The organism is Geomonas oryzae (assembly GCF_004117875.1).
Classification (GTDB): domain Bacteria; phylum Desulfobacterota; class Desulfuromonadia; order Geobacterales; family Geobacteraceae; genus Geomonas; species Geomonas oryzae.
Window position 1 is genome coordinate 289,889 of the sequence record NZ_RAHW01000006.1, and the last position, 19,338, is coordinate 309,226.

General features: G+C 62.9%; 15 protein-coding genes. 7 read left to right on the forward strand and 8 right to left on the reverse strand.

Going from position 1 to position 19,338, the window contains the following annotated elements; genetic code table 11:
• The first annotated feature begins 68 nt into the window (after positions 1-68).
• From D6Z24_RS16315 to D6Z24_RS16345, 7 genes are all read left to right on the forward strand, one after another.
• Positions 69-2,516 (forward strand): response regulator, encoded by a 2,448-nt coding sequence (locus D6Z24_RS16315; RefSeq protein ID WP_129127665.1) that lies wholly within the window; start codon positions 69-71, stop codon positions 2,514-2,516.
• Positions 2,510-4,666 (forward strand): putative bifunctional diguanylate cyclase/phosphodiesterase, encoded by a 2,157-nt coding sequence (locus D6Z24_RS16320; RefSeq protein WP_129127666.1) that lies wholly within the window; start codon positions 2,510-2,512, stop codon positions 4,664-4,666. Before D6Z24_RS16315 ends, D6Z24_RS16320 begins: the two co-directional genes overlap by 7 nt.
• A gap of 421 nt (positions 4,667-5,087) precedes the next feature.
• Positions 5,088-5,426 (forward strand): P-II family nitrogen regulator, encoded by a 339-nt coding sequence (locus D6Z24_RS16325; protein ID WP_129127667.1) that lies wholly within the window; start codon positions 5,088-5,090, stop codon positions 5,424-5,426.
• Positions 5,427-5,474: 48 nt separating this feature from the next.
• Positions 5,475-7,010: an ammonium transporter gene (locus D6Z24_RS16330; RefSeq protein WP_129127668.1), complete on the forward strand. Its 1,536-nt coding sequence runs from the start codon at positions 5,475-5,477 to the stop codon at positions 7,008-7,010.
• Positions 7,011-7,622: 612 nt separating this feature from the next.
• A complete protein-coding gene (locus D6Z24_RS16335; RefSeq protein ID WP_129127669.1) occupies positions 7,623-8,072 on the forward strand; it encodes a ferritin family protein in 450 nt (149 codons plus the stop codon).
• The gene (locus D6Z24_RS16340; protein WP_198419570.1) at positions 8,062-8,871 is read left to right on the forward strand and encodes an inositol monophosphatase family protein; all 810 of its coding nucleotides are present in this window, start codon (positions 8,062-8,064) and stop codon (positions 8,869-8,871) included. The genes D6Z24_RS16335 and D6Z24_RS16340 overlap by 11 nt, the downstream gene beginning before the upstream one ends.
• Before the next feature lie 178 nt (positions 8,872-9,049).
• Positions 9,050-9,505 (forward strand): universal stress protein, encoded by a 456-nt coding sequence (locus D6Z24_RS16345; RefSeq protein WP_129127671.1) that lies wholly within the window; start codon positions 9,050-9,052, stop codon positions 9,503-9,505.
• Here the strand turns inward: D6Z24_RS16345 and D6Z24_RS16350 are convergent.
• From D6Z24_RS16350 to D6Z24_RS16385, 8 genes are all read right to left on the reverse strand, one after another.
• On the reverse strand, positions 9,495-10,289 hold the full coding sequence (locus tag D6Z24_RS16350; protein ID WP_129127672.1) for a sugar phosphate isomerase/epimerase family protein: 795 nt from the start codon (positions 10,287-10,289) through the stop codon (positions 9,495-9,497). The two genes, D6Z24_RS16345 and D6Z24_RS16350, sit on opposite strands and share 11 nt — an antisense overlap.
• An 8-nt stretch (positions 10,290-10,297) precedes the next feature.
• Positions 10,298-11,563 (reverse strand): putative nucleotidyltransferase substrate binding domain-containing protein, encoded by a 1,266-nt coding sequence (locus D6Z24_RS16355; RefSeq protein ID WP_129127673.1) that lies wholly within the window; start codon positions 11,561-11,563, stop codon positions 10,298-10,300.
• Positions 11,564-11,742: 179 nt separating this feature from the next.
• Entirely contained in the window at positions 11,743-13,263 is a 1,521-nt protein-coding gene (locus D6Z24_RS16360; RefSeq protein ID WP_129127674.1) for a VC_2705 family sodium/solute symporter, read from the reverse strand.
• The gene (locus D6Z24_RS16365) at positions 13,256-13,579 is read right to left on the reverse strand and encodes a DUF4212 domain-containing protein (protein ID WP_129127675.1); all 324 of its coding nucleotides are present in this window, start codon (positions 13,577-13,579) and stop codon (positions 13,256-13,258) included. The genes D6Z24_RS16360 and D6Z24_RS16365 overlap by 8 nt, the downstream gene beginning before the upstream one ends.
• Before the next feature lie 66 nt (positions 13,580-13,645).
• Positions 13,646-14,863, reverse strand: coding sequence for a DUF294 nucleotidyltransferase-like domain-containing protein (locus D6Z24_RS16370; protein ID WP_129127676.1), 1,218 nt, complete (start codon positions 14,861-14,863; stop codon positions 13,646-13,648).
• Between the two features lie 203 nt (positions 14,864-15,066).
• Positions 15,067-17,061: a solute symporter family protein gene (locus D6Z24_RS16375; RefSeq protein WP_198419571.1), complete on the reverse strand. Its 1,995-nt coding sequence runs from the start codon at positions 17,059-17,061 to the stop codon at positions 15,067-15,069.
• Between the two features lie 16 nt (positions 17,062-17,077).
• On the reverse strand, positions 17,078-17,389 hold the full coding sequence (locus D6Z24_RS16380; protein ID WP_129127677.1) for a DUF485 domain-containing protein: 312 nt from the start codon (positions 17,387-17,389) through the stop codon (positions 17,078-17,080).
• Between the two features lie 877 nt (positions 17,390-18,266).
• Positions 18,267-19,316, reverse strand: a complete 1,050-nt coding sequence (locus D6Z24_RS16385; RefSeq protein ID WP_129127678.1) for a hypothetical protein — start codon at positions 19,314-19,316, stop codon at positions 18,267-18,269.
• Positions 19,317-19,338: the final 22 nt, after the last annotated feature.

Here is a 19,338-nt window from a genome sequence, read left to right on the forward strand (position 1 = left end):
GGACCGGCTCCGCCAGGTGCCTGTCCCCCTCTGGCGGATCTCGCTCCGGAGCGCGACCGGGAGGTGCCGTGAAGCTAGCGTTGCCGGGTCAAAGCTGCCTTAAATCCAGACTGATCACACTGCTTCTCGCAGGCAACGGGCTGCTCCTTCTCGGGCTCGCCGCCGGGTGCCTCTGCTACCGCATCCTGATCCCCGCCTCTCCCCGGCTTCCCGGCGCCGACGCGCCGCTTCTGCTCTTCGCCTCCCTGCAGCTCATCTTCGCGCTCTGCGGCATGACCGCACTCGCGGGGCTCCTCTCACAGCGCATCGACCGGCTCATCGCCGACCCCATCCGCCGGCTCACCGAGAAGATGGAAGTCGTCTCGGCAAGCCAGGACTACCGCGTGCGCGTCGACCCCGAGGTGGCATCGGGGGACGAACTCGGGCTTCTTTTCGCCTGCTTCAACAACATGCTGGCGGAGATCTCGGTGCGCGACGAGCGGCTCGCGCTGCATTCTGAGGAGCTCAAACTCGAGGTGGCCGAGCGGACCTGCGAGCTGCGCAGCGTGAACGAGCAGCTCGAGGAGAGCCTCAAAAGCGTGCGTCACGCCATGCAGTCGGCCCAGTCGGCGAGCCGCGCCAAGTCGGACTTCCTGGCCCAGATGAGCCACGAGATCAGGACACCTATGTACGGGGTGCTCGGCATGACCGAGCTCCTCCTGGGAACCGGCCTCACCAAGGAGCAGGTGCGCTACGTGGAGACGGTGCGCCGCTCGGGCGAGGCGCTTCTCTCCATCATCAACAACATCCTCGACTTCTCGAAGATCGAGGCGGGAAGGATGGAGCTCGAGAACATCCCCTTCGACCTTACGCAACTGGCCTCCGACGCGGTGGCGATCTTCGCCGAGGACGCCGCGAGGAAGACGCTCGAGCTCTCCCTGGAGCTGGAGCCGGGGCTCCCCCGGATGTTCATCGGCGACCCGGGGAGGCTGCGGCAGGTGATGGTGAACCTCCTCGGCAACGCGGTGAAGTTCACCCCCAAGGGGTGGGTCCGCCTGACCCTATCCCTCGCCGAGGAGCCGGCGCTCGTGCGCGTGAGCGTTGAGGATACCGGCATCGGCATCCCGACCGACGCGCGGGAGCGCATCTTCCGTCAGTTCGCCCAGGGGGACGAGTCGATGACCCGCAAGTACGGCGGTACCGGCCTGGGTCTCGCCATCGCCCGTCAGCTGACCGAGCTCATGGGGGGGACGCTCGAGGTCGAGAGTAAGCCGGGGGAGGGGGCCCGCTTCAGCTTCACGGCCCGTCTGCAGCTCCACGAGGAGTCCTCGCGCGCCGAGCGCTGCTGCGCTGCCCTGCGCGGCAAGAGGGTTCTCGTGGTGAGCGACGCCACGGAACTGTCCGAAGCGGTGGCGGAGCGGCTCGTCTCGTGGGGGGTGGACCTGGAGAGTGTTGGGGACGCGCCGGGAGCGCTCTGCCGCCTGGTTGCCGCCCCCTTCGACCTCGCCCTGATCGACAAGGAGGTGGCGGGAAGCGACGCCCGGGAACTCGCCTGCGCCATCCGGGCCCTCCCTGAGGGGCGTTCCGTCTGCCTTCTTCTCCTCGATGAAGACGGGGAACTGGCAGGGGACCCGCGCCTTGCCGGGGTGGAGGCGACCTGTTATCCCCGCGGCGGCGCAGCCCAGGAAGGGCTTTACGGCGCAGTGGTGGCGGCACTCGGGATGGAGGAGGATGAACGCCTCGAGGCGGGATGCTGCGGGGCGACCCCGCCGCGCCTGCACCGGGTACTCCTGGTCGAGGACAACGTGGTGAACCAGGAGGTGGGGAAGGGGATACTGGAAAGCCTCGGGTGCCGGGTGACGGTGGTCGAGGACGGGCTCGCCGCGGTGGAAGAGGTGCAGCGCTGCAGTTACGACGTGGTCTTCATGGACTGCCAGATGCCGGTCATGGACGGGCTGGAGGCGACCCGGCTCATCAGGGAGCACGAGCGTGAAGGGGGTGTGCGGGTCCCCATCGTGGCCCTCACCGCCCACGCCATGAAGGGGGACCGCGAGGCATGCCTGGAGGCCGGGGCGGACGACTACATCTCCAAGCCGTTCAGCCGGGAACAGGTTGCCCGTTCGATGGAGCGGCTCTTGCGGGGGACGGCGCAGGAGCATGGAGAAACGCAGGAGGCCGACGTGATCTCCCGCGACAGGATGAGCGGCGCCCTCGCCATGATCAGGACCCTCCCCGGCGATCGCGGCAAGGAGGTGCTGCGCAAGGTGGTGGACCTCTACCTCGCCAGCACGCCGGCGCTGTTAAAGACCATGCGGGAGGCGGAGTCCGGGGGGGATGCCGAGAAACTGAAGGCGGCGGCGCACAGCTTCAAGTCCTCGAGCGCCAACCTCGGCGCCTTGCGCCTGGCCGGGGTCTGCAGGGAACTGGAGAGACTGGGACGTGCCGGCTCAACCGAAGGGGCGCTTCCGCTTTTGCACCAGGCCGAGGAGGAGTACCGGCTGGTCCGCGACGCGCTCAAGGGAGGACCGCTATGCTGACCAGGAAGAGCAAGCGCGCAACACCGCTGGTCATGGTGGTGGACGACGACCAGGCGGTGCGTATGCTGGCCCGGGAGACCCTGGAGAGCTCCGGCTTCGCCGTGCACGACGCGGAAACCGGCGAGCAGGCGCTGGAGGATTTCGCCCTCCACGACCCGGACATCGTGCTCCTGGACGTCATGATGCCGGGGATCGACGGCTTCTCGGTCTGCTCCGAGATTAGAAATTCCGACGCCGGGCGCGACACCCCGGTGCTCATGATGACGGGACTGGACGATCTCGCCTCCATCGACTCAGCCTACGAGGCGGGGGCGACCGACTTCATCACCAAGCCGATCAACTGGCACATCCTGGGCTACCGGGTGAGCTACATGCTTAGGGCAAGCTCCGCGCTCGAGCAGTTGAGGGAGAGCAGGGCCGGCCTTGCCCACGCCCAAAGCCTCGCGCACATAGGAAGCTGGGAATGGGACCTCTCAAGCGGCGAGATCCGCTGCTCCGAGGAGGTCTACAGCATCTGCTGCCTCGACCGGGAGCAAAACCGCATGAACCCCATCATGGACCTCGTGCACCACCAGGACCGCGCCTTCGTGCAGAGCTCCCTCGAGGACGCCGTCTCCCGGCGCACCCCGGTCAGTTTCGACTACCGCATCCTGATCGAGGGGGGAGAGCGGGTGCTGCACGCGGAACTGGTGACGGTGCTGGACGACGCCGGGGACGCCATCTGCCTCACCGGGACCATCCAGGACATCACCGAGAGGAAGCGGGCCGAGGAACAGATCCGACTGCTCGCCTACTACGACGCCCTGACCGGGCTCCCCAACCGCCGCTTCTTTCAGCAGCAGCTGGAACAGGCGCTCATCTACGCGAACCGAAACGACCGGATGCTCGCCGTCCTTTTCCTCGACCTGGACCGCTTCAAGCTCGTGAACGACACCCTAGGACACGGGGTGGGGGACCGTCTGCTGCAGGACGTGGCGGACCGCCTCTTGCGCTGCGTGCGCAGAAGCGACTGCCTCGCCCGGGCCGAACAGGACGAGTGTCCACCTTCGCTCGTGTCGCGCCTGGGCGGAGACGAGTTCACCATCATGCTCTCGGACATCGAGCACTTCCAGGACGTGGCTAAGGTCGCCAGGCGCATCCTGGAGGCGGTCTCGGTTCCCTATTCGCTCGAGGGGCAGGAGGTCTTCGTCTCCACGAGCATCGGCATAAGCCTCTACCCCTTCGACGCCACCACGGCGAGCGACCTGATCCGGAACGCGGACGGCGCCATGTACCAGGCGAAGGAGCAGGGGCGTAACGGTTACCAGATCTACGACGAGTCGATGAGCGCCAAGGCGCTGGAGCGGATCATCCTGGAAAGCCAGCTGCACAAGGCGATCAAGGAGGGAGAATTCATCCTCCACTACCAGCCCCAGGTCTCCAACGCCACCGGGGAGGTGGTGGGGCTTGAGGCGCTGGTGCGCTGGAACAGTAGGGAGCTCGGCATGGTCGAGCCTTCGCGCTTTCTCCCCCTTGCCGAGGAGATCGGACTGATCATCCAGATCGACCAGATCGTCATCGCGCAGGCGTGCCGCCAGCACAAGCTCTGGATGGACGCGGGGATGAAGCCGGTGGTCATGGCCGTGAACATCTCCGGGCAGCAGTTCATGAAGAACGAGCTCCTGGACGCGGTGACCACGGTACTCAAGGAGACCGGTCTCCCCCCGGAGCTTCTCGAGCTTGAGCTCACCGAAGGGGTGCTCATGGCCCATACCGAGCGGACCGTGAAGACGCTGCAGGCGCTGAAAGGGATGGGGGTGCGTCTCGCCATCGACGACTTCGGCACCGGGTTTTCCTCGCTTTCGTACCTGAAGCGCTTTCCTCTCGACGTCCTGAAGATCGATCGCGCCTTCATCAAGGACATCACCACCGAGGCGGACGATGCCGCCATCACCCTGGCGACCATCGAGATGGCTCACACCTTGAAACTCCTGGTGATCGCTGAAGGGGTGGAGACTCGGGCACAGCTCGAGTTCCTCACCGACCACGGCTGCGACATGTACCAGGGATACCTGTTCTGCAAGCCGGTCCCCCCTGGGGAGATCGCGCGCATGTTTTTCCTCTCCCCCCCCCGGACCCTGCCTAAAAAAAAGTCATCGCTGCCGCAATAGTCACCCGCTCCGCCGCCCCGTATACGGGTGTGCGCTTAAAATACCAATTATTACGGCTGTTTCCGGATGTCGCTTCGCGATGGCATGGCCTGTGCTAAACCGTGATCAGACACGGCACGATGGCGTGCTGGACAAGGCTTTCCCGCCCGTTTAGGCAATGGTGCAGGTCGTGGTGGAGGGCATCATTATTGGGAAAGGGGGACTGTTTTCAAGGCTGGACCAGAAGCTGTTTATTCGACGTTGAACAAAGGCAAGGGCATCGAAGCCTTCACGGGCCTGAAAAGAGGGTGAAACCCGTTTAACCCGATTGATGCTATGTAGCAAGCCGGGAGCCGGCCTGCCGAATGTTCTGCAAGTATTGAGTACACCCTGTGTACTGACGACGAAATCCACCGCCATCACAAAGAAGAGGAGGCAAGCGATGAAGCTGATCGAAGCAATCATCAAGCCGTTCAAGCTGGACGAGGTGAAGGACGCCCTCAACGAGATAGGGATCGAGGGGATCACCGTGAGCGAGGTAAAAGGGTACGGCCGCCAGAAGGGGCATACCGAACTGTACCGCGGCGCCGAGTACGTCGTGGACTTCATCCCCAAGGTGAAGATCGAGATCGCCGTGGCCGACGAACTGGTCGCCAAGGCCGTAGCCACCATCGAGGAGACCGCCAAGACCGGCAGGATCGGGGACGGCAAGATCTTCATCCTCCCGCTGGAAGACGCGGTCCGCATCAGGACCGGAGAGAAGGGCGACGAGGCAGTATAGGCCCCGCTGACAACACCAAATCCAATAAAACCATCAATGGAGAGCGTTATGATACGTGACATTAAAAAGGTTAAGGACGCAGCTACCCCCGCTTCCAGCTGCCTCGCGATGAAACTCGGCAAACTGGCCCTGCTGGCCGGCCTGATGCTCGTACCGGTCCTTGCGATCGCCGAGGAGAAGGCTGCCGATTCTGCCGCCGCCCCGGCCGCGGCAAGCGCCGTTGCCGCCCCTGCCGCGGCACCCGCGGCGCCCGCCGCAACACCGGCCGCCCCCGCAGCCGCTGCCCCCGCAGCCGCTGCCGCACCCAAAAACGTCGACCCGGTCTTGAACACCGGCGACACCGCCTGGATGCTGGTCTCCGCCGCCATGGTCCTCTTCATGACCCCGGGCCTCGCCCTCTTCTACGGCGGCATGGTGCGCCAGAAAAACGTCCTCTCCACCATGATGCACTCGCTGGTGGCCATGGGTATCGTCGGCGTGCAGTGGGCCATCATAGGTTACTCGCTCGCCTTCGGGCCGGACATGGGGCACGGCCTCGTCGGCAACTTCAGCAAGGCGCTTCTTGACGGCCTGATCACCTTCAAGGACGGCAACGCGGTTTACGCGCTGTTCCAGAACGTCCCGACCGAGCCGGGCGCCATTCCCGAATACGTCTTCGCCATGTACCAGGCGATGTTCGCCATCATCACCGTGGCCCTCATCTCCGGCGCCCTTGCCGAGAGGATCAAGTTCTCCGCCTACTGCCTCTTCGTCCTCCTCTGGACCACGCTGGTCTACGATCCGCTGGCGCACTGGGTCTGGATGTCTGACGGCTGGCTCTTCAAGATGGGCGCTCTCGACTTCGCAGGCGGTACCGTCGTTCACCTCTCCTCCGGTATCTCCGCCCTGGTGGTGCTGTTCTTCCTCGGCAAACGTCACGGCTTCCCGACCGAGCGCATGGCTCCGCACAGCTTGCCGCTTACCCTGTTAGGCGTCGGCATCCTCTGGTTCGGCTGGTTCGGCTTCAACGCGGGTTCCGCGATCGTAGGCGCCGGTTGCTCCGACGCGGCGGGCGGTCTGGCCGGCCTCGCCTTCATGACCACCACCATCGCCCCGGCAGCTGCCGGCCTCACCTGGATGATCGCCGAGTGGATTCACGCCGGCAGGCCTTCCGCCCTGGGCTTTGGCTCCGGCGTCGTGGCGGGCCTCGTCGTGATCACCCCCGCAGCCGGCTTCGTGCAGCCGGGTGCCGCCATTCTGATGGGCATCGCAGGCGGCCTGGTCTGCTACGGCGGCGTGATGCTTAAGGCGAAACTGAAATACGACGACTCCCTGGACGCCTTCGGCGTACACGGCGTGGGGGGCACCACCGGCGCCATCCTGACCGGCGTCTTCGCCACGGTCGGCGCCACCGGGCTTACCTCCGGCAACATGAAGCAGTTCGTCACCCAGCTGATCGCGGTCGGCGCGGCTGCCGCATACGCGGTGGTGGTTACCTTCGTGATCGCCTTCATCCTCGACAAGACCATCGGCCTGCGCGTCGAGAAGGAAGACGAGATCATGGGTCTCGACCAGACCCAGCACTCCGAGACCGCTTACAACTAGTTCTTCGGAAACATTTTCAAAGCAAGATGGAAGGGGGGCGTCAAGCCCCCCTTTTTTGTGATTCTTCCGGAAATTCCGGGGAGCCAATGGTGTTACTTGTCAAGCAGATACCATGCCCTAACGTCCCCCCCTTTGCGAAGGGGGGACAGAGGGGATTTAGCCTAGGCCTGGAAGTGCAGCACCCTTTGCAGGGGGCGTAACGCAAGCAGCCAAGACCAGTGGTGATGTCCACGAGGGAAGCAACTCAACAACTTCAACGGGAGGACACCGAGAGCAAAAAAGCAAATCCCCCCCGTCCCCCCTTCGCAAAGGGGGGAGCGCGAGGTAACCTGCAGCGCTTCGTGGAGACACCTGTCCTCGTTCCGCGGAATTCCCTGATGAAGCTTTTTTGTGCCCGTGTGAGGACCCGACTCGCAGGCAGGACGAGCTTTAAACGTCGTTCCTGATTCCGCATGGGTGGTGATGAGGAAGGGGGAGCGCGTGGGGCTCGGTCTGGAGTCGAGCGATATTTTGGGGCCGTTGCGCAGCTAAAAAATGATCTAGCGTTTTGAAATACCGAGATTTCCTGTTACTGTTTTCCAGCCGTAACAGAACGATCTCGGGAGGGCGATTATGGATTCGAGGGACATGGTGCTCCGCAAGGAAGGGGACGGCAGTGGGTACTACGAGCGCTGCAGCGCCGAGGCGGGAATCGCCGGGCTTTCATCCATCTTCAGGATGTTCAGCGAGGACGAACTGCGTCATGCTGGGGCCCTGCGCGCCTTAAGAGACGGCGGCCGGGTCGACCTGCGCCAATCGGCGACGCTTGAGGGGGCGAGAAGCATCCTGCGCCGCCTGTCGGCGGAGGAGCTCGCGCGCTACCGCGGCGACCTCGGGCTTTACCTGAACGCCATGCAGTTCGAGGCCATTTCCGCCCGCGCCTGCGCCGATCTCGCGCGTGAGGCGCTGCACCCCTGGGAGCGCGAGCTGTTCCAGACCATGGCCGAGGAGGACGAGATGCACTTCACACTGCTCGAGGAGATGCGCGAACTTTTGAAGGACGGGAGGGATGATGTCTACTGAGGGGCTGCAAGCGATGCTGGACACCGCGGTCTCCGCGGCGCGCCAGGCCGGCAGGCTGCAAAAGGAGCGGCTTTGGGGTGAGTTCACCTTCGACTTCAAGGGAGAGGTGGACATCGTGACCGAGGTGGACCGCGCCTGCGAGGAGCTCATCGTGAGCCGGATCGCCGCCGCCTTCCCCGGTCACAGCTTCCTCGCCGAGGAGAACCTCTACGCCGACGGCGACCCCGCCTGGCGCTGGGTCATCGACCCGCTTGACGGCACCACCAACTACGCGCACGGCTTCCCGTGGTTCTGCGTCTCCATCGCCCTCGAACACGAAGGGGAGCTGACGCTCGGGGTCATCTACCACTGCATGATGGACGAGCTTTTCACCGCGGTACGCGGCGGCGGCGCCTTCTTGAACGGCAGGCCGATCAGCGTCTCCTCGCGCAAACCCCTGCGGCACTCCCTGATCGCGACCGGCTTTCCCTACGATGCGACACGAGGCAACGAGAACAACTTCAGAAACTTCTTCGAGCTGCAACTGGCCGCCCGCGGTGTGCGCCGCGCCGGGGCCGCCGCCCTCGATCTCGCCTACGTGGCGGCCGGGAGGCTCGACGGTTACTGGGAGTGCAAGCTGAAACCGTGGGACGTGGCGGCGGGGTCGCTCCTGGTCAGGGAGGCGGGGGGGATGGTGACGAACCACAAGGGGGAGCCGCACCGGATCGGCGATCACCGCATCCTCGCCAGTAACGGGCTTATCCATGAGGAGATCGAAACGCTCCTGGAGCGGGCCTGCAAATCCGATCCGGTTCTTTGAGCGGAAGACGTGTTGAGAAGAGGGCGCTCTCCGGGCGCCTTTTTTTTTCGCCCTCACCCCGCCGCTCTCCCGGAGGGAGAGGGGAGCCCTTTCGCTTCTTAAAATCCTGTAGGAAAAAACGCGGCGATGTTATATAGTTGTGCAGCTTTTCGCCCACCCTGACAGCCGGAGGATCCCGATGCTTAACCTGCGCAAGAAAATCCTGGTGGCCATCGACGGCTCGCCGCTCTCGGACAAGGCCGCCGAGGAGGCGGTGCGTTTCGCGGCGGGGATCCCGAGCCAGTTCAAGAGCAAGGTGTACGGGCTCCTGGTGCTCCCCAACGCGCCGCGCAACACCTTCACCGACTTCGTCCCGGCCCGCCCCATAACGGAGCAGGAGAAGTGGGGCGAGTTGAAGGAGCGCATCTTCTACGTCGTGGAGAAAATCGCCGCGGAGCTCGAAGTGCCGCTCGAGACGGCCGTCGTCTACGGGGATCCGGCCGAGGAGCTGATCCGGTTCGCGCAAAAGGAGGAGATCGACGTGATCGTGATCGGGAGCACCGGGAAGGGGTTCTTGAAGAGGAAGCTGCTCGGGAGCGTCTCCCACAAGGTGGTGCGGGACGCGAAATGCTCGGTCTACGTGGTCAGAGGGTAGCCTTGTCGGTCTCCTGCCTGAGATAGGCGAGGATCTCCTTCAGGCTTTCGATGATGATCTGCTCCCCCTTGGGAAACTCGTGGGGGGAGAGCTCCAGGGTCAGGATGTCGTTGTACTCGGTGTTGCGCAGGTGGTTCAAAAAGCGGGTGAGCGGCAGGATGCCGTGTCCCGGCAACAGGTGCTGCCTGCCGTGGCCGTAGTCGGAGAAGTGGATGTTGCGGATCCGGCCGCTGTTGTAGCAGAGGTAGAAGTCGTTGATGAAGTTGGCCCGCCCGCTCCCCATGTGGGTGCAGTCGAAGGTGAGAAAGAGGTTCCTCTCGTGCAGGAACTCGATCAGCTTCTGGGTCTCCGAAAGGATGTAACCGTTGATCCGGTACTTTCCGGTCCACGGCATGTTCTCCAGGGTGAGCGTCACCTGGTCCCCCCCCACCTCCTTCTGAAAGTCCTGCATGCGGTACAGCCAGCGCCAGTAGGCGAACTCGCACCCCACCCATGACGGCGGGTGGAAGTTCACGAGCCCTATGCCGCATTCCGCGGCGATCTCCACGCAACGTTTCAACGAGTCGACCGGACTCCCCCAGCCGTCCAGCTGCAGGAACGGGGCATGGATGGAGAAGATCGGCATGATCTCCGCGAGCTCCTTCACCAGCCGGCGCGAGTTCACCTTCTGGAACTCCTGGTTGATCACCAGTTCCACGCCGTCGAACCCGGCCTCCCTTGCCATGGCGAACGCCTTGGGGAGCGGGAAGATGAAGAGCGTTCCTGCGGAGATGGAAATCCTCATGCCCGGTCCTATACCTGTCCCACCATGTTCTGGTAGGCGATCTTCTGCAGGTTGAGCACCGCCTCCAGCGCTTCCCTGAGCCGCGCGTCAAGTTCCAGGTCGAAATCCTCGGGGTTCGCATACCCACCGGGCCCCTCGCTGCGGATCTCGCTTTCGATGCGCAGCGCGAGCAGGCACTGCAGCGCCTTCAAGAGCCTCTCGGCGAGGTCCACGTCCATGGCGCCCCGGTACAAAAGCGCGCGGATGCGCTGCAGCGTCCCCCCCTCGTGCACCCCGACCTTCAGCGACAGGATGCGCACGAGCTGCACCAGCGGCGAGAGGGCGAGCCTTTCTATGTCGATCTCCCCTTGATGCTCGCCTTGCTCGAGACGCCAGCGCCCGAAACGACCGAGAGCTAGCGGCAGGCCGATCACGCGCCGCGCGAGCTGGAAGAAGGGATCGCGCCCGAGTTCTTCTCTTAGCGCGAGGGTTGCCGCGCCGACCGCCTGGTCCGCGAGCGGCTCGAACCCGGCGATGTGGGCGAGATCGGCCATCGATTCAAGGCGCCAGCGCCATTCCGGGAGCGGAGTCGCGCGCCGGCGCTCTGCCGCGGCTAAGGGGGGAAGCGGAGCCGGGGAGACGGGGGGCGCTGCATCCTTTCCGTTGCCGTTTTTCAGAAGCGAGCGCCATTCGGAGAGCGAGCCGTGCCACGGGGTCTCCTGTTCGCCCAGAAGCCCCGACTGCTGGAGCGCCATGGTGAACTGGCGGCTGAACAGGTAGAAGCGCTCGGAGTCGAGCTGGTGCAAAAGGAGGTAGCGGTTTTTGCTGTAGAGGGTCTGCTCGCCTCGGGCGCGGTCGCCGGAGACCAGGAGCGCGTAGACCGGCGCCGTTCCCTGTCCCAGCTCGCGCATGCGCTCTTCGGCGAGTTCCGCCGCCTTTTTCAGCACGAGGTCGTGCAGGTGGCCGCAGGCGCCGCAGAGGGCCAGCGGAGAGCCGCGGCGTCGGAAGTGGGCCGCCGCGAGCTCGCGGTAACGCTGTTGGGGCGCCTGGAGGGCGGAGGCCGTTTCCGCGCGGGCGATCTCCTCCTCGACGACGGCAAGTTCCTGGTCGAGCTGCCCCTCGTAGTCGAGCTCCGCGCGCAGGGTGTCCATCACCGATCTGAGAAAGCTCTCGGCGGCGCGGGATGAGCTGCTCTCCCACTTGCGCTCCAGGCGCGTTTTCAGATGTTCCAGCAGCTCCGTGCTGGCCCGCCAGGTGAGGATGTCCTCCCCTTTGGTTCCCAACAACATGGGCATGAGTACCCCCCCCCAGAAACCGTTCTACGTTCTGCGTTCTACGTTCTACGTTGAAAACTCACATCCGTTTTTTCAGCTGCATAAATCCTGTTGAAACTTCCAGCTCCGGCCGCGCCCCTCGAACACGCGGGCGATTTAAACGTAGAACGTAGAACATAGAACGTAGAACGTTCTTTGTTTCAGTCCATATGCCCGTGCACCTCCTGCTCGAGGAAGCTTCTCATCGCCTCGGGCGGGGGAGGGGTGGCGAGCGATACGGCGATCATCACCAGGATCACCAGGGGCGTCCCGCAAAGGGCGGACGAGGTCAACGGGAAGAAGGAGGCTGCGGCGGGAAATGTGCCGCCGAAAACGGGCTCGGCCACGGTGCAGAGCACCCCGGTCAGCATCCCGGCGATGGCGCCGTAGCGGTTGGCGCGGTCCCACCAGATCCCGAGAAGAAAGAGCGGGAAGATCGTGTTCCCGGCCAGGGCGAAGGCGACTGCGGTGATCTCCGCGATGAGCCCGGGCGGGTCGAGTGCGATGATGAGGACCACCGCAGCCAGCACCAGGGTCCCCCCCTTGGCCACCTGCATGCGCGCCCGCTCGCTCGCGCGCGGGTTCAGGAAACTGTAATAGATGTCGTGCGAGATCGACGCGGCACCGGTCATGAGAAGCCCCGCCACGGTGAAGAAGGCGGCGGACAGGGCCCCGGCGGCAAGCACGCCTACGAGCCACCCCGGAAGTCCCGCGGCGACCGCGGTGTTGAGCGTCACGACATCGGCCGCGGCACGCGCCGCCTCCGGGGAGGGTATCATGCCGCGACGCGCCTCGATGAGCCTGCCGAAAACGGCGAAGGCGGGGGCTGACCAGTAGACGAGGGCGATGAAGAAGAGCCCCCACACCACGCTCCAGCGTGCGTCCCGCACGTTCGGGACGGTGTAGAAACGGGAGAGGACGTGCGGCAGCCCCCCCGTGCCGACCATGAGGGTGAAGCAGAGCGCGCACCACTGAAAGAGGGAGTCGTCGGCGAAGGGGAGGGTGAAGTCGATGCGGAACTCGCGCCACAGGTCGGTCAAGGCGCGCCCGTAGCCGAACTGCGGCAGCACCCAGAAGTAGCCGAGACGGCGGGCGAGCCACATGAGCGGAACGATGAAGGCGACGCAGATCACCAGGTACTGCAGCTGCTGGTTGCGCGGCACCCCGAGCGCCCCGGAGATGACCAGGTAGGAGACCACGGCGAGGGCCCCGTAGACGACCCCCTGCTCGTACCCCACGCCGAACATGAAGGAGAAGATGAGCCCGATCCCCTTGAACTGGGCGACGCAGTAGATGACCGAGATGGCGATGGCGATCACCGCGGCGATGAGACGCGCGGGCTTGGAGCCGTAGCGCTCACCCACGAACTCGGGGGTGGTGAACTTGCCGAAACGCCTTATCTGGCTTGCCAAAAGCACGAGAAGGAGCACGTACCCGCCGGTCCAGCCGATGACGTAGGCGAGCCCCTGGTAGCCGTGCAGGTAGATGATCCCGGCAAGACCCATGAGGCTCGCCGCACTCATCCAGTTGCTGGCGATGGCGGCGCCGCCGCCGATGCGGCCGGTGAAGCGCCCTCCGAAGCCGTATTCCTGGCTTTCGCGCGCTTTCTGCCTCAGTCCCACGAGGATGAAGGAGAGGAGCACCAGGAGAACGACGAAGATGGACCAGGACGAGTCATTCATAGCTTCTATCCCGCTTGCGGCTGTGGTACTCGGTGATCCGGTCCACGTAGACGTTGAAGATGATGCACAGGAAGATGAACCAAAGCGGCAGGAACTGCCCGGTGAACCAGAAGTGCAGCGGGAGGTTGAACAGGGTGAGACGTGTGAGCAGGCTCCCGGCCCCGGTCCCGCGGCAGGCGTAGACCAGGAACTGGAAGCCGAAGGTGCAGACGACCCAGCCGAAGAGGATGGCGAGGATGATCAGCACCTCGTCCCGCATGTGCCCCTTCTTGGGGCGGAACAGGTTTACCTTGGAGCGCTTTTCGGGACGGCTCATGTCTCCTCCCTTGAGGGATGCGCGACCGCCGCGCTTGACGCCGAAAGGGCGCCGGGTGCTGCGGCTCTAGAGTATGGAGAAGTTCGTGTGTATCGTCTTTTGCAGGTCCTCGATCAAAAGGAGCGCCTGACGCATCCGTTCCCGCTCGTCCGAGGGGAGGGAGTACGGGTTCAGGTAGTAGGCGTCCTTCTGGATCCCCTTGATGACCTTTATCTGGAGCAGGATGCGGTGCTTGGTGAGGATGCGGTAGGCAGCTATGAGCCCGCGCGCCATGACGGCGGAGAAGCTTTGCTCCTGCTCTAAAAGCTCGATCCTTCGCACCGTCGAGGTGGCGGGTATCGCCTGGTTGATCGCCAGGATGCGCACGTTCATGACGAGCGGCGCCCAGGCGAGGAGTTTCAGGTTGAAGGCCCCCTTGTGCTCGCCGCTTCCCTCGGTCCAGAAGCGCTTCAAAAAGCCTAAGGCGAGCTTCATTTCGGTCGCCGCCTTGGCCATCCCCCAAAGCGCCATGAAGTAGTCCTGCAAAAGGGCGCGGATCAGGGAAACCAGTCGGCCTGCGAGTTCCTCGTCTCCCGCCACGAACCGGGCGTCCGAGAGGACGATCAGGTCCATGAGGTTCTTGCCGTAATCCTCGGCCTCGTAGCGCACGATGGCGTGCAGGCGGCGCTGCCATTGCGAGATGGACCCGCGCCAGTTGTCGTTGGAGGGCATGATCCCGCCGGTGCACTTCTTGAACCCGATCTCGGCCAGCCTCTCGACGAGGATCCGGCTGTACTCGGCGAAGTAGCGGTCCGCTTCCTCGCCCCCTTCGTCGGCATAGACGATGAGGTAATCCTGGTCGGTGATGAGGGTCTGCTCCTCGCGACCGTCGCTTCCCATGCTGATCAGGGCGAAGGGGACCGGCGGCGGGGAGGGGAGTTCGGCGGCAACGAGCTCCAGGGCCCGCCGGGCGAGGGCGTCGCGGTACCAGGTGCAGTTTTCGTGCAGCGAGGTGACGGAGTAGAAGCTTAGGAAGCGCTCCATCTCGAGGGCGTTCAGCTCCTCATGGAGGCTCAGGAGCGCGGCGTAATCGGTCTCGGTTTTTACCCGCTCGACCAGGGTCTCCTCTCGTCCGGAGCAGATCCTGAATCTGCCGAGTTCATCGGAGGTCCGCTGCACCAGCCCGGAGAGGAGAAGTTTCATCTCCTCGCGGTCCAGAAGCGGCAGGTAGGCGCGCACCTCCCCCAGCAACTCCTCGAGGAGTGCCCCGTCGCTTGGCTCCGGTGGGTAGGTCTGATGCGGCATGTGCGGCCACCTCTTTAATGTGTTCTGTGGCGATTCTACAGAAAAAAATGGGGATGTAAAACTGTTTTGCTTAAATGGAGGTCACTTTCGCCGGCTTCCACGGTTTTCTTCCCCGGCAAAGGGCACGGAAGCATTGGGGGTGCGGGCAAAAAAATTGGGGAAGGTTTCCCTTCCCCAATTCCTTGCTGCGTTGATGCCGCTTGCTAGTGCTCGACAGCCTTGGCCATGCCCAAACCGGTGTTCTGGCGGACGTAGACTTCGTCGAACATCTCTTCGGAGCGCCTGTTCGGGAAGGCGAGGGCGCCCAGGATGGCGGCCATGAAGCCGAGCGGGATGGAGATGAGGCCCGGGTTCTTCAGGGTGAAGAGCGGCTTGTCGAGGCCGACCATCGAGGTGCCGGTCTGCTGTGCATCGACCTTGGCCTTGGCGAGCGCCTTCGCGTCCTTCTCGGACAGGCTCTGGCCTGCCGGGAGAGCCGCCTGTTTCTTCTCCATGGCCACGATCACCTTCTTGGCGCCTTCGGCGACCACTTTCGGGTAGGTCATGTTGGGGGATACCATCACCAGGGAGATGGAGGCGATGGTGCCGACCAGGAGGCCGGAGATGACGCCGGCGGTGTTGAACTTCCTCCAGAACAGCGAGAGGATGACGACCGGCAGGTTGCCGGAGGCGGCGACCGCGAAGGCCAGTGCCACCAGGTGTGCGACGTTCTGCTTCTCGGCGGCGAGGCCGATCATGATGCCGCAGGCGCCTACCACGAAGGAGGTGAGGCGTGCCGCGAAGACCTGCTCGTGCTGGTCGGCGTGGCCGTCCTTGATCACGTTCACGTAGATGTCGTGGGCGATGGCCGCGGAGGCCGCAAGCACCAGGCCGGAGACCACGGCGAGGATGGTGGCGAAGGCGACGGCGCACAGGAAGGCGAGGAAGAGGTCGCCGACGATCGGCGCGATATCTGCGCCCATCTGCTGAGCCAGCATCAGGGTTGCCATGTTGCCGCCGGGGTCAACCGAGGTGATGCCCTGCGGGGTCAGGTGGATGGCTGCGCCGAAGCCGAGCAGCGTGGTCAGGATGTAGAAGCCGCCGATGATGAACATCGCGATGATGACGGACTTACGTGCGGCCTGTGCGGTCGGCACGGTGAAGAAGCGCATGAGGATGTGCGGCATGCCGGCGGTGCCGAGCACGAGTGCCATACCGAGGGAGATCTGGTCGAGCGGGTTCTTCAGGTAAAGGCCGGGCTCGAGGAAGCGCTGGCCTGCGTCCACGCCGGAGAGGATGACGCCGTCTTTGAGCACCAGCTTGGAAACGTGGTCCTGGATCTCGGGGCTGCCGACGATGGTGGAGAAGAAGCCGATCGGGTTGAAGCCTGCCTTGATCATGACCAGGAAGGAGAGCAGGAAGGCGCCGGCCATGAGGAGACCCGCCTTGATGATCTGCACCCAGGTGGTGGCGACCATGCCGCCGAAGACGACGTAGCCGACCATGAGTACGCCGACGCCGATGATGGACAGCTTGTAGGGGATGCCGATCAGAAGGGCCATCAGCTTACCTGCACCGACCATCTGGGCGGTGAGGTAGAAGGTGGAGACGGCGACGGTGGAGAGGGCTGCGAAGGCGCGCACCGGCTTCGGCGAGGTCCTGAAGGAGAGGATGTCGCCAAGGGTGTACTTGCCCGCGTTGCGGCAGGGCTCCGCCACGATCAGGAGCACGGTGATGTAGGCAACCAGCCAGCCGACCGAGTACATGAAGCCGTCATACCCGTAGAGCGAAATGAGGCCGGAAATACCGAGGAAGGAGGCAGCCGACATGTAGTCGCCGGCGATGGCCCAGCCGTTCTGGGTTCCCGTGATGCCGCCACCCGCCGCGTAGAAGTCCGACGCGGTCTTGGTCTGCTTGGCGGCCCAGACGACGACGCCCATGGTGATGGCGATGATGACGAGGAACATCCCGATGGTGATGGTCCTGTTCGTTTTAAGTTCTTTCTTTGCCGGTGCCGGTGTGGCGGGGGCAGGTGTGGCCACTGAAGCGGCTGCGTTGGGCGCGGGGGCTGCTGCCGTCGCGGCGGGGGCTCCCTGTGCTGCGGGTGCGCTCATCGCCGGGGCTGCGCCGGCTGCCGGTGCCTTCTGCTCTTCAGCGTAGGCGGCTGCGGCTACCGAGAGGGCCAAGCTGGCTGCTATGAATATCTTCTTGATGGTCATGTCCTGTCCTCCTTTCCTAGAGATGTAATTCGTCGATCAGTTCCCTGGTCAACCGGTCAAAGTCCTTGTTGGCGACATGCGAGTAATAGAGTGCAATCCCCCAGGAGACGAAGAACTGGGAAAGCGCGAAAATGTACCCGAAGTTGACTACGCCGATGATCTTGACCTTGAAGAGTCCCGGTGTGTACGCCGCCCCGATGGGGAGCAGGAAATAGTACACGCAGGAGAAAATCCACCACCCGAAAAGGAAGGCCGTCTTCTTGTGATGCAGCTCTACGAATTTAGGATTCTTTGCAATTGCTTTCCAGTCGTACTGTCTTTCTGCCATGGTTGTCACTCCTTTCTAGGGTAAGATGCGTTGCGCGGCGGCGTCCCGCCCCTGTTGTTCCTACTCTTCGATAAATCCCCCTTTCTCTTTCCGATTTCGTTTCCAAAATTGCCGATGCTGTTTTGCTGAATTTTGTTAAAGCGTTCTGTTTTGATTCAAAAAACGCCATGTTGTCGTTTTTGCGTATCTTTTGCGGCTGTTTCATGCTGATGTTTCCGCCAGTCTCCGGCGAGCCGGTTTTGCATCTGGCGTATACGTGTATTTCTTGTACCACACGTATTGCAAATGTACAATAAAAATAAACAGCGTTCTAAATATTTTGATCGCCAAAAAACGCGAAAAGCCGCCATCTGGTCGAGTGTAAATTTTTGATATTATTACTTTAAATTCGAAAACCGGTGGTAAATTATTTTTTATTATTGTTGGGTTAACTGACGCGTGTGCGAAGTTTGGCCCGTTTTGTGGGACTGTTTTGCTGTTCACTCAAACGCTGTCGCATTGTCGTGTCAGACATTTCAAGAGACTCAATCTCGTAAGTTCCGGAGCCTGGACGGATACTATCCTGCCTCAAATAGGCGGCAGTTCTCTGTATGTCTGAGGGTGGGTAAAAGCATTTGAAGAACGTAGGCGGATCGAGATAGGGCAGCCGGTCGCTTTGGTGACTGTTTTTGCGAACACGGATAAGATCAAAAAACGAGAAATGGCGAAGGAGTGGAAAAGAGAACGGTACTTAATGCAGATCAGATGTGGTGTATAAAATGATGGTCAGTGTTACAGAGGCTTTATCAGAGGGGTGCCGGTGCTGTTTCTACACCAAAAAAGAGGATGCCGATGTCGGAATCCTCTTTTATACAGTGCCTTTCACAGCTATTAGCGGTTACCTTCGCCCCAATGACAGTGGCCTGGCCGGACCGTTCATCCGTATTGCGGCTGCGAACTCCATCCAGAAGATGAGGTAGATGGAAACCATGAGCGAGAGGCCTATGTTGGCGTTCTCCGGTCCGAGGGTTTTGGTGAGGATCGGGGAGGCGAAGCCGGCGCCCAACGTCCCGGTGGCGCGTTCGAGCAGGTAGAAGACGGGGAGGGTGACCAGGGTCCCCGCCACCATGATGGCGATGCCGCGCCCGCGCTTGACCCAGTACTTGGGAGAGAAGCCGAACATCCGCATGAAGATGACCACCAGGATGATCCAGACCGAGTAGTCGACGGCCGCATCGGGAAGGGCGAGCTTGTTCTTGACGAGCGCCACCTCGAGGATGGTGACCGCGAAGAGGAGCACGAACATCCAGTTGAACTTCTCGTTCGCCTGGGTCTGCCAGTTGCGGCTGTCCGGCGCCGCGGTCTCCCGCATGGAGTGGTTCGGGGTGCCGAGGGCCGAGAAGAGGATGGCGAACCAGATACCGGCGTTGTGGAAGAGGAGCGAGGCGTGGTTGCCGGCTACGTTGGCGATGCGCGACATGGGGTCCCGGGCGAAGTCGGCGGCGATGCGCATCAAAAAGAGGTTCACGATCACCGAGCACATGATGATGACGGTCAGGGTGAAGATGCGTCGCGGCAGCAGGTAGGGATCGATGCGGTCCGGAAAGCCCAGAATGAAGGCGAACCAGATGAGGTACATGATGAGCGGGATGCCGAGACAGATGCCGTAGACCGAGTTGCCGGCGAAGTCGCCGTTTTGGGCGTAGATGATGTACTTGTCATCGCGCTCCGGGTCGGTGTTCACCGCCTGGACCACTTCCTTCGGCACTTTCTTTACGTGCGGCAAAAGGCCCATGGCGTACCAGCCGTGGTCCCCCTGGGTGGTATCGACGACCCAGTACTGGTCCGCCATCATCTCGTCCAGCCCCTGGAAGATGCGCAGCGAGAAGACGGCGCAGGTCACGACGACGACCAAGAGAAGTATCACGTTTGTCAATTTCATCGGCATGTGAAGTTCCTCCGTATCGACG

What these genes read in the sequence shown, in the direction of transcription:
- D6Z24_RS16380 (WP_129127677.1), bottom strand. Translation starts at nt 17,389, where the DNA reads ATGGCAGAAAGACAGTACGACTGGAAAGCAATTGCAAAGAATCCTAAA.
- D6Z24_RS16345 (WP_129127671.1), top strand. Translation starts at nt 9,050, where the DNA reads ATGCTTAACCTGCGCAAGAAAATCCTGGTGGCCATCGACGGCTCGCCG.
- D6Z24_RS16370 (WP_129127676.1), bottom strand. Translation starts at nt 14,863, where the DNA reads ATGCCGCATCAGACCTACCCACCGGAGCCAAGCGACGGGGCACTCCTC.
- D6Z24_RS16355 (WP_129127673.1), bottom strand. Translation starts at nt 11,563, where the DNA reads ATGCCCATGTTGTTGGGAACCAAAGGGGAGGACATCCTCACCTGGCGG.
- D6Z24_RS16340 (WP_198419570.1), top strand. Translation starts at nt 8,062, where the DNA reads ATGTCTACTGAGGGGCTGCAAGCGATGCTGGACACCGCGGTCTCCGCG.
- D6Z24_RS16375 (WP_198419571.1), bottom strand. Translation starts at nt 17,061, where the DNA reads ATGACCATCAAGAAGATATTCATAGCAGCCAGCTTGGCCCTCTCGGTA.
- D6Z24_RS16385 (WP_129127678.1), bottom strand. Translation starts at nt 19,316, where the DNA reads ATGCCGATGAAATTGACAAACGTGATACTTCTCTTGGTCGTCGTCGTG.
- D6Z24_RS16335 (WP_129127669.1), top strand. Translation starts at nt 7,623, where the DNA reads ATGGATTCGAGGGACATGGTGCTCCGCAAGGAAGGGGACGGCAGTGGG.
- D6Z24_RS16330 (WP_129127668.1), top strand. Translation starts at nt 5,475, where the DNA reads ATGATACGTGACATTAAAAAGGTTAAGGACGCAGCTACCCCCGCTTCC.
- D6Z24_RS16320 (WP_129127666.1), top strand. Translation starts at nt 2,510, where the DNA reads ATGCTGACCAGGAAGAGCAAGCGCGCAACACCGCTGGTCATGGTGGTG.
- D6Z24_RS16360 (WP_129127674.1), bottom strand. Translation starts at nt 13,263, where the DNA reads ATGAATGACTCGTCCTGGTCCATCTTCGTCGTTCTCCTGGTGCTCCTC.
- D6Z24_RS16325 (WP_129127667.1), top strand. Translation starts at nt 5,088, where the DNA reads ATGAAGCTGATCGAAGCAATCATCAAGCCGTTCAAGCTGGACGAGGTG.
- D6Z24_RS16365 (WP_129127675.1), bottom strand. Translation starts at nt 13,579, where the DNA reads ATGAGCCGTCCCGAAAAGCGCTCCAAGGTAAACCTGTTCCGCCCCAAG.
- D6Z24_RS16350 (WP_129127672.1), bottom strand. Translation starts at nt 10,289, where the DNA reads ATGAGGATTTCCATCTCCGCAGGAACGCTCTTCATCTTCCCGCTCCCC.